Annotated in this window: 15 protein-coding genes; all 15 read right to left on the bottom strand. The window is 47.7% G+C overall.

The genetic code is table 11. From position 1 onward, the window contains the following. Positions 1-180: 180 nt before the first annotated feature. The 15 genes from A6049_RS28030 to atpG all read right to left on the bottom strand — a co-directional run bounded on the left by A6049_RS28030 (position 181) and on the right by atpG (position 15,794). Positions 181-1,902, bottom strand: a complete 1,722-nt coding sequence (locus tag A6049_RS28030; protein WP_063567736.1) for a phospho-sugar mutase — start codon at positions 1,900-1,902, stop codon at positions 181-183. Between the two features lie 57 nt (positions 1,903-1,959). Next, positions 1,960-2,391: a 3-hydroxyacyl-ACP dehydratase FabZ gene (gene fabZ, locus A6049_RS28025; protein WP_063567749.1), complete on the bottom strand. Its 432-nt coding sequence runs from the start codon at positions 2,389-2,391 to the stop codon at positions 1,960-1,962. Positions 2,392-2,879: 488 nt separating this feature from the next. After that, complete coding sequence (locus tag A6049_RS28020) at positions 2,880-3,104, bottom strand: DNA-directed RNA polymerase subunit beta (RefSeq protein ID WP_024632706.1); 225 nt, start codon at positions 3,102-3,104, stop codon at positions 2,880-2,882. Between the two features lie 12 nt (positions 3,105-3,116). Continuing rightward, entirely contained in the window at positions 3,117-3,956 is an 840-nt protein-coding gene (locus tag A6049_RS28015) for a flagellar hook-basal body protein (RefSeq protein WP_063567735.1), read from the bottom strand. Between the two features lie 195 nt (positions 3,957-4,151). Beyond that, complete coding sequence (locus A6049_RS28010) at positions 4,152-4,418, bottom strand: hypothetical protein (protein WP_063567734.1); 267 nt, start codon at positions 4,416-4,418, stop codon at positions 4,152-4,154. Positions 4,419-4,462: 44 nt separating this feature from the next. Further along, a complete protein-coding gene (locus A6049_RS28005) occupies positions 4,463-5,347 on the bottom strand; it encodes a flagellar hook-basal body protein (protein ID WP_063567733.1) in 885 nt (294 codons plus the stop codon). Positions 5,348-5,450: 103 nt separating this feature from the next. After that, complete coding sequence (gene mreB, locus A6049_RS28000) at positions 5,451-6,449, bottom strand: rod shape-determining protein (RefSeq protein ID WP_063567732.1); 999 nt, start codon at positions 6,447-6,449, stop codon at positions 5,451-5,453. 219 nt (positions 6,450-6,668) lie between these two features. After that, a complete protein-coding gene (spoIIID, locus tag A6049_RS27995; RefSeq protein WP_024632710.1) occupies positions 6,669-6,956 on the bottom strand; it encodes a sporulation transcriptional regulator SpoIIID in 288 nt (95 codons plus the stop codon). A gap of 172 nt (positions 6,957-7,128) precedes the next feature. Then, positions 7,129-7,866: a M23 family metallopeptidase gene (locus A6049_RS27990; protein WP_063567731.1), complete on the bottom strand. Its 738-nt coding sequence runs from the start codon at positions 7,864-7,866 to the stop codon at positions 7,129-7,131. A 557-nt stretch (positions 7,867-8,423) separates the two neighbouring features. Next, positions 8,424-9,770, bottom strand: coding sequence for a stage II sporulation protein D (gene spoIID, locus A6049_RS27985; RefSeq protein WP_063567730.1), 1,347 nt, complete (start codon positions 9,768-9,770; stop codon positions 8,424-8,426). 461 nt (positions 9,771-10,231) lie between these two features. Next, complete coding sequence (gene murA / locus A6049_RS27980; protein WP_095206240.1) at positions 10,232-11,578, bottom strand: UDP-N-acetylglucosamine 1-carboxyvinyltransferase; 1,347 nt, start codon at positions 11,576-11,578, stop codon at positions 10,232-10,234. A 520-nt stretch (positions 11,579-12,098) separates the two neighbouring features. After that, positions 12,099-12,356 carry a DUF1146 family protein gene (locus A6049_RS27975; protein ID WP_062321714.1) on the bottom strand — a complete coding sequence of 86 codons (258 nt, stop codon included), beginning with the start codon at positions 12,354-12,356 and terminating at the stop codon, positions 12,099-12,101. A gap of 603 nt (positions 12,357-12,959) precedes the next feature. After that, positions 12,960-13,364, bottom strand: a complete 405-nt coding sequence (locus tag A6049_RS27970) for a F0F1 ATP synthase subunit epsilon (RefSeq protein ID WP_062321712.1) — start codon at positions 13,362-13,364, stop codon at positions 12,960-12,962. 59 nt (positions 13,365-13,423) lie between these two features. Then, a complete protein-coding gene (gene atpD / locus A6049_RS27965) occupies positions 13,424-14,827 on the bottom strand; it encodes a F0F1 ATP synthase subunit beta (RefSeq protein WP_063567728.1) in 1,404 nt (467 codons plus the stop codon). 94 nt (positions 14,828-14,921) lie between these two features. Then, entirely contained in the window at positions 14,922-15,794 is an 873-nt protein-coding gene (gene atpG / locus A6049_RS27960; RefSeq protein WP_063567727.1) for an ATP synthase F1 subunit gamma, read from the bottom strand. Positions 15,795-15,852 lie beyond the last annotated feature (58 nt).

Genomic DNA, 15,852 nt, shown 5'->3' with positions numbered 1-15,852 from the left:
CATAATAGTGAATAAATACCGGATACAAACAGCTTGTGTCAACAAACGTGCATCTATCCGCAATTCATCCAAAATAGACGTAGGAATTCACCTTTTTACCTAAAAGAAAAGCCCCTCCGCCAACCAACCTTACGGTGCGGAGAGGCTTTCTCATGTTCTTGCTCAGTACTGCATTCGTATTTATTGTGCGTCTACACGCGTCATCACCGTAGTAGCCAAACGTTCAATACGGCTTTCGGCGTCTTCGAGGTCCTCTCCGCGCACAGCGAAGTATACTTTGATCTTCGGTTCTGTTCCCGAAGGACGCAGGCAGAACCATGATCCGTCTGCCAAAATAAATTTTAGAACGTTCTCTTTAGGCAAGCCATCCAAGCCAAGGGAGTAATCCAGCACATCTTGTACAGCGATGCCGGCTACTTCTTGTGGCGGATTAGAACGCCAGTCGGTCATTTTCGCCTGAATTTGAGCTACGCCATCCTTGCCTTTCAGCGTACGGGACTCCAGCTTCTCCAGGAAATATCCGAATTGGCTGTACAGCTCTTGCAGGACATCATAGAGCGTTTTGCCTTGGTTTTTATAATAAGCAGCTGCTTCAGCAATCAGCATTGCAGCCAGGACTGCATCCTTGTCACGTGCGTAGCTGCCTGCCAGGTAACCGTAGCTCTCCTCATAACCGAACAAGAACGTATGACTGCCGGTTGCTTCGAACTGGTTCATTTTTTCACCGATATATTTAAAGCCTGTCAGGGTGTTCATCACTTCTGCACCGTAATGCTCAGCAATGACCGCTCCCATCTCGCTTGTTACAATCGTTTTGACAACTGCACTGTTCTTCGGCAGCTTACCTGTCTCTTGCAAACGACTCAACACATAATGCACCATGATCGCTCCGGATTGGTTACCCGACAGTACGAAATACTTGCCATCCTTGTCTTTCACTACTGCACCCATGCGGTCTGCATCCGGATCTGTACCGATCAGAATGTCCGCACCCACAGATTCACCCAGCTTCATTGCAAGCGTAAATGCTTCGCGCTCTTCAGGGTTAGGGGATTTCACTGTGGAAAATTCAGCATCAGGCTGTTCTTGCTCTGCCACAATGTGAACCTGCTCAAAACCGATCTGTTCCAACACACGACGTACAGGCACATTACCTGTTCCGTGCAGTGGAGTGAAGACGATTTTGAAATCACGGCCGACGCCGGATTGAATCAGGTCCCGACTGAGGCTCAGGCTGGCAATGGTATCAACAAATGCCTGATCTTCCTCTTCCCCAAGCCATACGAGCAATCCTTGAGCCTCGGCTTCTTCCTGCGTCAGCTTTTTCACATCCGCGAGGGAAGGAACTTCCTGAATGTATTGAATGACTTTCTCCGCTTCGTGTGGTACCAGTTGGCCACCCTCGTGGTTGTATACTTTGTAGCCATTGTATTCAGGAGGATTATGACTTGCTGTCACCACAATACCGCCGGTTGCTTGCAGATGACGTACACTGAAGGAAAGCTGAGGCGTAGGACGCAGGGATGTAAACAACTTAGCCACAATGCCATTTCCAGCCAGAACCAAGGCAGCATCCAGTGTGAACTCAGGTGAGAAATGACGGGAATCATGCGCGATCACAACAGAAGGTTTACCTTCTTTGTCACCATGCTGCTCCAGCAAATAACGGGCAAACCCTTGCGTTGCACGACCCACGGTATAACGGTTCATCCGGTTGCTTCCCGCTCCGATCACACCACGCAATCCACCTGTACCAAACTCTAGATTTCTGTAAAAACGATCCTCCAGCTCTTTCGGCTGATCCTGCAAATCACGAAGCTCCTGTTTCGTCGCTTCATCAATCGAAGCATCCTCCAACCACTGCTGCAATGTTTGTGCTGCTGTTGTGCTTAACTGTTCCATTCCTGCAAACCCCTTCCTTCTATATAAAATTCAATGAACTGCTGAACGATACAATCATTAGCTTGGGTCAGACAGTGCGAACATGATCTCGCCTTCAGCTACCACTTTGTCGCCTACTTTGGCTGTAGCCTTGCCTTTACCAATTGAACCTTTGAGACGCGTAATTTCCACTTCCAGCATCAACGTATCTCCAGGCACAACTTGTCCACGGAATCGGAAATTGTCCAGTCCCGCCAAAAAGCCGATTTTGCCTTTGTTGCCTTCCAAATTAAGAATGGCTACTGCACCGACCTGTGCCAGAGCTTCTGTAATCAACACACCCGGCATTACCGGATACTCTGGAAAATGACCAATGAAGAAAGGTTCATTAATGGTTACATTTTTCAAACCAACGGCACGTTTGCCATCCTCTAACTCTACAATCTTGTCCACCAGCAGAAACGGGGGACGGTGTGGAATAATCTCTTGGATCTGTTTGATATCGAGCACAGTATAATCTCCTCTCGGGATGTTTATATGAGAATTCTCCATCATAAAGTTCTCATGTGCGCACAGGTGACCGTTACGGTTACGGATCGTTCTTTCGATCGCTGTTGTTTCCGAATGTTCTGAACTATTTTCAGATGAATAACATTCGGAAACAAAGGCGAGCGCTTCGCTTCTTTCGAACGATTCCGTTCCCTCCACTGACTTTAGTGCGGACATGGAAAATCTGATTATGATCAAGTCGGGCCTCATATAAAAGGTTTTTAATTTTAATGTTGTATGAAAAGCATATTTTCGGTTAACACTAGTTATATCCTTCATGACTGCAGTAGTGAAGGTTGAGATAAGGGGTCTCTCTTCGCGATGACGAATGTCTTTCGCAGGGGAGGCCTCTTTTGACGTCAAACGTCAAACGTCATCCATCATTATACTGTTTTCAACGCCAAAAAGAAAACTCCTGCCTGCGCAGGAGTTTTGCATATATCGTTCATCTACGGAGCGAACACCAAATCATATACATGTTCCCATGTACTCCACTGCAATACGGAACCGATATCCTGTTTGCCCAGTACCACGTAGCCAGCCACCAATCCGCCAGCGAGGGCAAGAACAAGCAGGACCGGAACCAGAAACCATCTTGCGATGCGCCATCCACTCTTCTTCTTCTTGACTTTCGTCTTATCCGGCTTGCTGTTCTGCTGCTGTGTATCTGTCATCACATTCACCTTTTATGCTCTCATATTGTTGGCAAGACCCGCCATGGAATCACTGGATGTCAGCGCACGTGCCGCCAGTTGGTAAGTCCGCTGTCCTTGCATCAGCAAAGCCATCTCTTGTGTCAAATCCACGTTGGACTGTTCAATGTATCCTGCACGGATCATGGCTGTCGCTTCACGTGTAGCTGCATTGGCTCCAAATACATCATCCTCGGTCAGACCCGCATCCAGACCAAACAGGTTATCCGCATACTGCACAAGACCTTCCGGACGCTCAATATCAACGAGTTGCAATTGGGCTCCAATCGTTGCATTGGCTTCATTGCCACGACGGATCAACAGATTGCCTTTTTCATCAAATGCAACCTTGCTGTTATTCGGTGCCGTAATGCGATTACCTTGACGATCCAATGCAAAGTGGCCTTCGCCATTGACCAATACCATCATGTCTGGCGCATTGGGATTCGTTTTGGGTCTTGTATCAGGGACAAAATGGAATGAACCCTGACGCGTCCACATTTTCTCACCATTTGCTTCAACGGCAAACATCGCATTGCCTTCAATCGCCAGATCGGTAGGACTACCTGTCTCATTGAGCGTACCCTGACTCATATCCTTTGTCACATCAGCCAAACGTACACCAAACCCGAGGTTGTATCCCATCGGGGTCGAGCGTCCATCCAGCTTGTACTTGTCCGGTTGCTGCTGCACACGTGTCAGTACATCTTCGAAGGCTGCTTGCTTACTCTTATAGCCTGCCGTATTCACGTTGGCAATATTATCGGAAATGACATCCAGACGCTGCTGTATTCCGGTCATGGAAACCATTGCACTAATCATGGAATTATTCATTCGGTGGTTACCCTCCCTGTTTCCTGTCCACCCTCCCAAGCCCTCCCTAGTAGGGAGGGCCCCAGATGGCGCTGCCCTCTGGACTCCCGAAACAGGCGGATTAGGTAAGTGGGGTACGATCTTGCTAAGTGACGGTGGTGTGTGCGCGCCGCGACTGCCGGGCTATGATTCCCGCCATAGTTTCACATGGCTGAATCATAGCCCGGCACGCTCTTTATGCGGCGTGTAGCTCCGCGTGGTCTCTCCTTGCTTTGCTTCGCAAAGGACTGTCGAGACCGTCGCTGCGCTCAGCTTAATGCTGCGCAATCCTCGCATAAGCTCGGCTGCGGTTAGGCTTTTGCGCTCCGCGTGGTCTCTCCCTGCTTTGCTTCGCAAAGGACTGTCGAGACCATCGCTGCGCTTAGGATAATACTGCGCAATCCTCGCATAAGCTCGGTTGCGGTTAGGCTCTGCGCTTCGCAAAGGGCGTTTGCCTCTTCGCTACGCGGCTATATTATACGTTGGCGTTATACACGCCCAACTTCATTGACGGCTTTATCCAGACTGCGGTCGTAGAATTGTACGACCTTCTGGTTCGCTTCATATGCACGGAATGCTGCGTTCATATCTACAGTTGCCTGTGATGCATCCACATTCGAACCTTCCAGGTAGCCCTGACGGATCTGCACATTATCACCGGCAGCCATCATCCGAGCGGTTGCTCCATTCTGATCATTCAGGCTGAAATTACCATCGCCTTGACGTACCAGTTGGTTGGGTTGATCGATGACGCTGATTCCCAATGTGACTCCTGTGGGTGCACCCGTCTCTGCATTGACGAGACGACCTTGCTCATCCACTTTAAATTGGTCTACCGAGCCTGTCAATACAACAGGTTGTCCATTATTATCCAGAACCTGTGAACCTGTTGAGCTGAGCAGCTGTCCAGTTCCTGTAACCTCGAAGTGACCATCACGTGTATATCTTCTGTTGCCTTCTGCATCCTGTACTGTAAAATACGCCTGAGGTTGGTAAGTTACCGTGCCATCAGCTCGTACAAATTTGCCTGAACCGTCAAACGGGACAGGTTGTCCTGTCTGTGGATCATTCACGGCCAGATTGGACGAAATGGCAAAATCACTCTTTTGCCCACTTTCCATAATGGCTCCCTGCAAATTCATGGACAAACTTTCTTCCGCGAACACACCTGTGTTCAGCTTGCCCAGCCGCTTTGTCGGAAGATTGGCATCTCCGCCTACCAAAGTAATGAGCATTTCCGGGAAAGAACGGCTTACGCTGTTCACTTGTTTATATCCCGTTGTGTTCATATTTACGATGTTCTGCGTTGCGGTGTCATGGCGGCGTTGTTGCGTAATCATTCCCGCGGTAGCGGTGTACAGACCTCTTAACATGTATTAACCCCTCTCCTCAAGCGCTTGTCCTGCATTACAGGATGGCTACTTGTCCGTTCTGCTTCCGAAGCTTGGGCGAACCTTTGCTTTTTATATCGGCAGATTAGAACTTTTTCTTAACTACTTGATCCAAATTATTCAACATAATGCCTGTTCCCTTCACGACACAATGCATCGGATCCTCTGCAACCCATACCGGTACATGCAATTCATTGGACAACAGTTCGTCCAGTCCGTTCAGCAAAGCGCCTCCACCTGTCAACACGACACCTCGGTCAATAATGTCTGCCGCTAATTCTGGTGGCGTCCGCTCCAATACCGACTTGGCTGCCACGATAATAGATTGCACGGAATCCCATAGCGCCTCTTGCACTTCATTTCCCGACACCGTTACGGTAACAGGCAAACCGGATACCATATCCCGTCCGCGAATGTCCATCTCTGTTTGACGACCACCCGGATGCACGGAACCAATCGCAATTTTGAGATCTTCGGCTGTACGTTCACCGATCATGAGCTTGTATTTGGCTTTGATAAACTTGGTAATCGCTTCGTCGAACTTGTCCCCTGCGACTTTAATAGAAGAGGCGGTGACTACGTCGCCCATAGACAGGACTGCAACGTCAGTCGTTCCGCCGCCGATATCCACGACCATATTGCCGCTCGGCTGAAAAATATCCATCCCCGCACCGATCGCTGCCGCTTTCGGCTCTTCTTCCAGAAATACTTCTTTGGCACCGCTGCGCTCTGCAGCTTCACGGATAGCCTTCTGCTCCACGGAAGTAATGTTGGTTGGTGCACAGATCAGAATACGCGGGTGGCTGTACCAGCTTCTTGCCCCCACACGATTAATGAAATGTCTAAGCATAGCTTCCGTAATCTCGAAGTCCGCAATAACACCGTCACGCAGCGGTCTAATGGCAACAATGTTACCTGGAGTACGCCCCACCATACGACGCGCTTCTTCCCCAACAGCAAGGACCCGCTTCGTATCGCTTTCAATGGTCACGACGGAAGGTTCATCGAGGACAACCCCACTTCCTTTCACGTGAATAAGCACGTTTGCCGTGCCAAGATCAATACCGATATCCTTGCTAAACATAAAAGAGCCCCCAAAGTGATATTATTTGGTCAGCGTATCCTGTGAAAAAGAGTCCCTTATCACGTCACCGCTCGTTCGACAAAGTGCAACATATATATGTAAAAATCGGGCTGATAAGATGTCATAATTCGATCCTGTACCAGCTTTTAACATATCATACTTCAGGGGAGGGATTCAATGCATGTGTGAGCTTTTTGGCCTACGTCTTTCCGCAGGTCTCTACGATTTAGCGGAAGCCAGCACCTCGCGTTTTTTACCGCTTGTTTTTTTGTATTTAATTTTGGTCGCTTCACCGCCCCGCAAATGACGGATGGACTTGTGATACTCCAGAATGTGTTTCACCTGGTCAGCAAGATCAGGGTTAATTTCCGGCAGACGCTCCGTCAGATCCTTATGCACAGTACTCTTTGACACGCCGAATTCCTTGGCAATGGTACGGACCGTATTCCTCGTCTCAACAATGCAGCGACCAATTTTTATGGTCCGTTCCTTGATGTAATCGTGCACGCTCCCGCCTCCCTACTGTGTGGATAGTTTGGTACATTATATGAGGAGCATGCCTATATATTCGCGGTTTAAAGGTGTGACAAGCTTCGAAGGTCCCATTATTTTCTGAAAAGCACAAAAAGAGCAGAGGAGAATTCCCTCTGCCCGTCATGTTGCTGCGGTAAAAATCATTTTATTTTTCCGGAAGATATCCTTGCGGGTTAACCGGTTGTCCGTCTTCGTAAACTTCAAAGTGAAGGTGGTTGCCCAGCGTTTTTTCCAGTTCATTAACGCCAGCCGATGCAATTGCATCTCCTTGCTTCACTTCATCATCCTGTTTCACTTTGACGTCAGCCAGGCTTTGGTATACGGTTTTGAGGTTATCACTGTGTGTGATTTCCACAACTTGACCTGTCAGCGGGTTTTGTTCAACCCGGGTAACTTTTCCGCCGAGTGCTGCTTTGACTTCGAACGTTTTGTTATCCCCACGTGCCAGATCTACACCCGTGTTCGGAATAAATGTGTCATTGTACTGCACCATCGCTGCTTCATGTTCCTCAGTTGAAGCTTCGTTGTCATAGAAAGGTTTTACTACCGAAATTTCGGACGGAACCGCTACCGGCCATACAAAATTCTCCGACTTTGCAACAACTTCCACACTTTCCTGTTCTCCGTTAACCGCTGTTCCTTCTGTACCCGATGCGCCCGTTTCTACTACCCCACTTGTAGGGTCCGAGTTCAGCGTTTTGTCGCCTGTGCCCTGATAGACCCACACTAAGGTTAGTATAATGCCTGCTGCTGCGATGTAGGCTGCCGGGAAGACCCAACGTTTGGACATTGCTCTTTTCCATGAAGAGGGCTGGCTAGCCGGTACTCCTTGAGTTGTTTTAGGAGTTTCTTCTTGGCCTGTTTTTTTGTTTTGTTCATTCATCTTAATCACCTCAGTAACAAGTGTTACCGGGTGCAACTCTTTTATACACGCGCGACTCTAATTATTTTCACAGAACTTTCAAAGAGTGCTATATAAGTTAGGAGATGAGCTCAGTTTGTGCGCCGCTTCGGGGCCAGAAAACCTTTCGACCGGCTGTTACTCCCAGATTTCTTCTATCACCTTCTTCAAAGGTGAAATCCGGTAGTAAAGGCGGACACTTCGTTTCTACAGGCCTTTTCTGTCCCCTCCGCTCTCCATACACCTGGCACACTCTCCGCATATATAGCCAAGTCCTGAAAGCTCCGGAAGGGGTGATAGACAGAAATGCATGGATTGAATTTAGCAGCCAATCCTTATAAATTGAGTTTGTGAGATTGAACATGGCGTTATAGTTTTAAGTTCATTAGTAGAGCAAACGGTGGGTTTTGATTCAAAGCTTAGCAACTTCATAGATTGCCTGCGATGCCTCGCTTTATATTATTCAGTGGCCCATTACTGCTAATAGACTAACGGTTGGTACTTCAAATGGCCCGGACGATAACGACTTCCACGTTGGCCTATTTGGAGGCTAGCATCTTGGATGCCTGTCCGAAGGAGATGCCGGTGTAGTAGTGTTTGAGAATCTGGGTCGCGGTGTGACCCTCTTGTGCCATGCCGTTGGCTCCCCACTGGCTCATGCCGACTCCATGACCGTATCCATACGTTGTAATCTGAACCTCGTCTCCATCGGTCTTCCAACTGAACTGGCTGGATCTAAGCCCAAGCAGCTTTCGAGCTTCCGGTCCGCTAAACGTTTTACCTGCAATCTGTATCTCCTTGATCCGATGGCCTTGCGTTGTAGACAATACTTCCATCCAACCACCGCTCTGCTGCGCGCTCACAGGGATGGCATTTGCCCCCAGATTCAACTTCTGGAGAATCTCGCTGCGCTTCATCGTTATGGTTTCCTCAAAGCCCGGAGCCAGGTTTTTATCCCATGGACTCGCTACACTTTGCAAATATGGTACAGGGTTCCCCCATACATCCTCTGCATTCTCCGTATACCCATTACTTGTAGAGAAAAAGGATGCGGTAATTGCCTTGCCTTGATATGTCATGACGGCATCCTTGCTTTCGCGGACAGCCTGCTGCAGCTTCTCCCATTCCTTCGCTTTCCCCAGACGCGTCCAGTCCGCTTTTACTTGTTCTGGTGGTATGAACACCTGATGACTCACGGTATCTGTTACATCGGCTTCTCCTGAAGGTACACCGCTTGTATCGTTGGCTGCCAGCCTTCTCACGATAAATGTCCTTGCAGCGATGGCCTGTGCCTTCAGAGCTTCCAATCTGAACTCAGCTGGCATCTCGGCAGCGACAACTCCGGTAACATAATCTTCAAGTGGAAGATTCATCGTCGTACCGGTTGCAGACAGGTACACCCTTACTTGAGGTTCAGGGTAGGTAACAGGTACAGCTGGAGAAGGTGCTGGAGTCGTTACACTGCCTGTACCTGGTGGGACAGGGATCGGTTTAACTGGATCATCCGTCCGCGGCCAGACCAGAATGGCGGGGATCAACAGCGCAAGTGCAAGCACTGCCGATACAGCGGCCGCTGGCTGCCACCGAGTATTGTTCTTGCCCCATCTGCGGCCTCGGCCGAACGTACGCATTCGGCGGCGCTTCACACGACGAAACTGGTCTAATTCAATGACAGGCATGTGTATACGTGCCGCAGTGTGTTGAGCTGACTCCTGTTGGGAGCTAGGCCGTCTAGGAGATGTTGTTACGGGCTCATCTGGAACAGTTCTGATGTTCGTTGAAGCAAGCTTGTCTTTTTCCACACCGAAACCAGCAATCTCTTCTGGCTCCTTCACTAGTGGACGAGGGACAAGAGGTACCTTAACCTGCACACGGGCTTCTTTCATTTTGATATAACCCTCCGTTGTCCATGGCCGGTCAAGCGCCGGTCCTTTTGTTCAAATCCATAGTTTAGGGTATGAGCTGGCTGGATCTGATAGAACCTGATTTAAGAGAAACGAAGGCATTCCATCTGTGGCGATTTCTAACTTACTTCTGCTATGTATCATTAAAAAACATTGATCTGTCGCGGAATCCGGTTCCATAAGGTACCACCCGTTCCTCCAAAAGCATGCTCTTTCATTTGTTCAGAATTGGTACAGAATATGATGTTATGCTATATAAGTTAAGACCAGCTATTAATAGAATCAGGTACTGATTCAATGGATCGTTGAACACAAAAAAAAGCCAAGCCAGATGGCTTAGCTTTTGATCTGAATTTAAATGACAGCACGCATGCTCTCGTATCCGCAATATACAATGATGTGTGATTCATATTAGAGAGCAACGCCTATTATCCAATTCGATGTTATGCCCAGGTCGGTTGTACTTTGAACAGCGGTACTTCTTCCCCGACTTTTTCATTCGATACTTTAACTGCATCCAGCTTAGGCTCTTCAACCGAAATACGATAAATATCGGCTCCAAGTCCGTTAAGCTTCTCAGCGAGATGTACGTAACCACGGTCGATGTGATGAACACCGCCCACTTCCGTTGTACCTTCAGCAACAAGACCCGCGATAATAAGTGCGGCACCCGCACGCAAATCGGTAGCTGTTACTTTGGCACCCTTCAGCTTGGCATTGCCCGTGATGATGGACGAACGTCCTTCAACTTTGATCTCCGCATTCATCAATTGGAATTCATCCACATGCATGAAGCGATTTTCAAAAACAGTCTCTGTTACAACACTGGTTCCCTCAGAGGCAAGCAAAAGCGCCATCATTTGGGATTGCATATCGGTAGGGAAACCTGGGTATGGTAATGTTTTCACATCCACAGCCTTGAGCGGACGATCTGCAATGACACGAACGCCATTCTCATCAGGATGAATGGTTACACCCATTTCTTCCAGCTTCGCAATAACAGAACCCAAGTGGTCTGAAATCGCACCTTCGATATACACATCACCACCGGAGATTGCAGCAGCAGCCATATAGGTACCTGCTTCAACCCGGTCCGGAATGACGGTATGCTTCACGCCAGACAGTTTCTCCACACCTTCGATGCGGATGACTCCTGTTCCGGCACCTCGTACTTTGGCACCCATTCCATTCAGGAAGTTGGCAAGATCCACAATCTCTGGCTCTTTTGCCGCGTTCTCAAGAACAGTTACACCTTCAGCCAATGTTGCAGCCATCATAATATTTTGAGTGGCACCTACAGAAGCCACATCTAGATAAATTTTCGCGCCACGCAACCGTCCTTGGCTACGAGCTTCTATATAGCCTTGGCCCAAGCTGATCTCAGCGCCCATGGCTTCAAAACCTTTCAAATGCTGATCAATAGGCCGTGTACCGATGGCACATCCACCAGGAAGCGAAATTCTTGTATGACCCATACGCGTCAACAATGGCCCCATGACCAGAAATGACGCCCGCATTTTACTTACCCATTCATACGGTGCCTCACAGGAAGTAAGTTTCTCCGCATTTACGGTAATCACTTCGTCCCGGTATGTAACACCCGCTCCCAGCGATTCCAACACCTTGTTAATCGTCATCACATCGTCTAGAGGAGGAGCGTCAATAATAACGCTTTGTCCTTCTTCCCCTAAGAGAGAGGCAGCGATGATCGGAAGAACAGAATTTTTAGCGCCGCTAACTTTGACACTTCCGGTCAACCTTTTGCCACCGCGGACGATAAATTTGCTCATCATGGTTCCCTCCGCGCTTTTATTCCCTTTTCTTCATTCCGGAATACGTGAGCCCTTCTGTAATAGAAAAGACTGTTGCTGTGTGTGGAATTTCGACATAGCCTGGCAAATAATGCCCTTGATGTCTATTCAGAAAAGAATTGGTTTATAATCCATATCGATGATACCACGTGCGTTGCATGATGCCCTCCGACTTGTAAATGTAATGCCTTACAGGCCAGCAAACATCTGAACAGACAGATTGGGATGATTATTAGCCGGATTCATCCGGATATCCCGTTTATAACCACAAAATAAGTGAACAATTGTGAATTCCCTAACTTCCATCATAACATTGTTGAATTGTACGATACAAGCATTTTTACATAAAACATCTCAAATTCATCCAATTCCACGTCACACTTTTTTCTTAATTTCTTTGCCGACAACTCATACTCTAATTGTTAACACAATTAATCGATGTTATTCGACATTACACTGCTTGAAGAACCTAACAGATGATTAACCAACCATCTCAACATTAAAACAAATGGCGCAACATTTGTGTCCATGACAAATAGTCAATGACAAAGCCTGAAACAGCATGCCCAAGTATAATGGCCAACAGTAAATGTAACAGTCTTCCCTGTGCTCCTCGTGGCTGCCTGATGATTAAATCCAGCTTGAGATTCTGCAAAGCCCACCACGACAACGCTATACATAAAAGAGAGACGATAATCGAAACTAAGCCATTCGTACTTAATGTCTGGTTCAACTGATTCGTCAGGTCAGTATCCATATATTCATTACCTCCACATTTGTTGCAGCGATCAGCATAATTATGCCTGGCATCCATAACTTGTTAGAACAATGGAATGACTTGAACACAACGTACTGAGTCTACTGTCAGACTTACTCCTGCTATGCAGGAAATCTGGATGCCCAATCACGGAGCAGCAACAATCTGGCTGTGAATGACTATGGAATTCATCAACGCAGCTTCCTGCATCTGCTGACTCTATGGAATATAGGCTCTTTCATCATACATTGTCAATTACATTGATTTCCACTTTGATAATATTTTAAATTCAAAATGCCGGGATTTTGTGACTAAAACGACATAAAAGAGCGTTATTTCGATATCGATCCTGTCATTTCCTCGGAAATAATTTGGATTTCCGTCGTTAAAAATGGTTCCAACAGTGATCATTATCGCCACGACTTTAGTCCTACATTCTATTCAACTGCCCATAAACGGTGAATACAATTAACTTTATTTGCCGTTAAATCAAGAGCTTCAACCGAAGAAAATGACCATATATTTTACTGTAACTGGAAAAGGAAACGTTCCAAAAACTCAAAAAAGCCCGGCAGACTAAGCCGCCAGGCTCCAGTGAACAGTTTATTTGCCGTATACGTTGATCCGGTTAACCGCTTTTTGCAGAGCAATCTCTGCCCGACGGTGATCAAAATGATCCTGATTGCTTTGGCTGCTGAGACGGCGTTCTGCCCGCTCTTTCGCCGCACGCGCACGGTCCACATCGATACTTTCCGGGAATTCGGCACTTTCTGCGAGGACAACAACCTTATCTTTACGGACTTCGATAAAACCGCCGCCAATAGCGACCTGCTTGTTCTGTTTTCCGTTTTTGATAATGATTGGTGCGATCTGCAATGGTGTAACCATAGGGATGTGACCTGGCATAATACCCAGTTCCCCTTCAACACCACGAACGATGATACTATCCACTTGCTCTGTAAATACCAAACGCTCAGGCGTTACAATTTCCAACAAAAAGGTGCTCAATTCCATCCCTCCTGAAACTATCCGATAGCTCGCTTCATAAGGACAATCCTGGATTCAGATTATACCAGTGTTTTGGCTTTCTCCACTGCCTCTTCAATTGTACCCACGAAGAGGAAAGCTGCTTCCGGAAGATCGTCATGCTTGCCTTCGAGAATTTCTTTAAAGCTGCGCACCGTTTCTTTAACCGGAACGTATTTACCCGGAATACCGTTAAATGCTTCAGCAACGTGGAATGGCTGGGACAAGAAACGTTGAATTTTACGAGCACGGTAAACGAGCGCTCTGTCTTCTTCACTCAGCTCGTCCATACCCAGAATCGCAATAATATCCTGCAATTCATTATAACGTGCCAAGATACGTTTAACGCCTTGAGCTACGTTGTAATGCTCTTCGCCTACAACTTCAGGGGACAAGATCCGGGAGCTGGATGCCAGCGGATCTACCGCAGGGTAGATACCCATCTCGGAAATTTTACGTTCCAGGTTCGTCGTTGCATCCAAGTGGGCAAACGTCGTTGCTGGAGCCGGGTCAGTATAGTCATCCGCAGGCACGTAGATGGCCTGGATGGATGTAACGGAACCTTTTTTAGTTGAAGTGATACGTTCTTGCAGTTGACCCATTTCCGTTGCCAGCGTTGGTTGGTAACCTACCGCTGAAGGCATACGTCCGAGCAAGGCAGATACTTCTGAACCTGCTTGGGTGAAACGGAAGATGTTATCGATAAAGAGCAACACGTCACGGCCTTCTTCATCACGGAAGTATTCCGCCATAGTCAGACCAGTGAGGGCTACACGAAGACGTGCGCCTGGAGGCTCGTTCATTTGTCCGAAGACCATTGCTGTTTTGTTGATAACGCCGGAATCACTCATCTCGTGATACAAGTCATTACCTTCACGTGTACGCTCACCAACACCCGCGAATACGGAGATACCGCCGTGTTCTTGTGCGATGTTGTTGATCAATTCCTGAATCGTTACGGTTTTACCTACACCGGCACCACCGAAGAGACCGATTTTACCACCTTTGGCGTAAGGAGCCAACAAGTCGATAACTTTGATTCCTGTCTCCAGCATTTCAGCCTGGGTAGTCAGTTCATCAAATGCAGGAGCCGAGCGGTGAATCGGATTTTTATGTGCAGCAGCTACAGTGCCGCCAGTATCAATGGCTTCGCCGAGTACGTTAAATACACGACCCAGTGTCGCTTCCCCAACAGGTACAGAGATTGGAGCTCCTGTATCTACGGCTTCCATACCACGAACGAGTCCGTCCGTGGAGGACATCGCGATACAACGTACCCGGTTGTCACCCAGATGTTTCGAAGCTTCGAGTGTCAGATTAACACTTACGCCAGCTTCGCTTACTGTAGTGATCGTAATGGCATTGAGGATTTCCGGCAGACCGCCGCGATCAAACTCGACGTCAACAACCGGACCCATGATGCTCACAACGCGTCCTTTGTTCATCTTAACGTTCCCCTCCTACAAGCCTGCTACTTTTGCAAAAATAATGTACCGTTCGTTTATCTTTGCTCTGCAAGCCTTCATTAATAAAAAACGGTTAGCCTTGTGCTGCGTTGGCACCTGCCACAATTTCCGTAATCTCCTGCGTAATCGCCGCTTGACGGGCACGGTTATAGGTCAATGACAAGTCATTAATGAGTTTAGATGCATTTTTGGTTGCATTACCCATGGCCGTCATTTTCGCACCCAGCTCACTCGCTTTACCGTTCAGAAGTGCACCATAGATCAGCGTCTCCGCATAACGCGGAAGCAAAACCTCCAGTACAGCTTCAGGAGACGGCTCATACTCGTAGCTTGCAGTCGGTCCTTCTGCAGCAGTTACCTCAGGTGTTTCCATCGGAAGAAGACGTTCTACCGTAGGAATCTGGGTCAACGCATTTACAAAGCGGTTATAACAAATGTACAATTCATCAAATTTACCCAATTCAAACCCTTTAACAGCTTCGTGTGCGATGGATTTGATATCTGCAAATGATGGCGAATCGGAAAGATCCGTTGTAGTGGATGTCATCGCCATTTCACGCCGTTTGAAATAATCGCGTCCCTTACGTCCAATGACGAACAATTCGTAGTCATTCTGAGAGTTGTGCTTTTCTTTGAGTGTCAGGTTGACCTGACGCAAAATATTCGCATTGTAACCACCCGCAAGACCGCGGTCCGATGTAATAACCAGATAAGCTGTCTTTTTGACCGGACGACTTTCCAGCATCGGATGCTGAACCCCTTGCGTGCTTTTTGCAATACTTGCCACAACTTCTTTCAGCTTCTCCGAATAAGGACGAGCTGCTTCCGCTTTTTCCTGCGCTTTACGCAGTTTTGCGGCAGCTACCATTTCCATTGCTTTGGTGATCTGCTTGGTGCTTTGTACGCTTTTAATTTGCCGCTTTATTTCGCGCATGCCTTTTGCCATGATTTCACCACCTTCAAGTTTTGACGTAGTCAAAACTACTTCGTAAGCCCAAACTTAA

It is taken from the genome of Paenibacillus sp. O199 (assembly GCF_001636635.1).
GTDB lineage: Bacteria > Bacillota > Bacilli > Paenibacillales > Paenibacillaceae > Paenibacillus > Paenibacillus marchantiae.
Note: the sequence above shows the minus strand (reverse complement) of the source record. Positions and strands in the feature narration are given on the sequence as shown.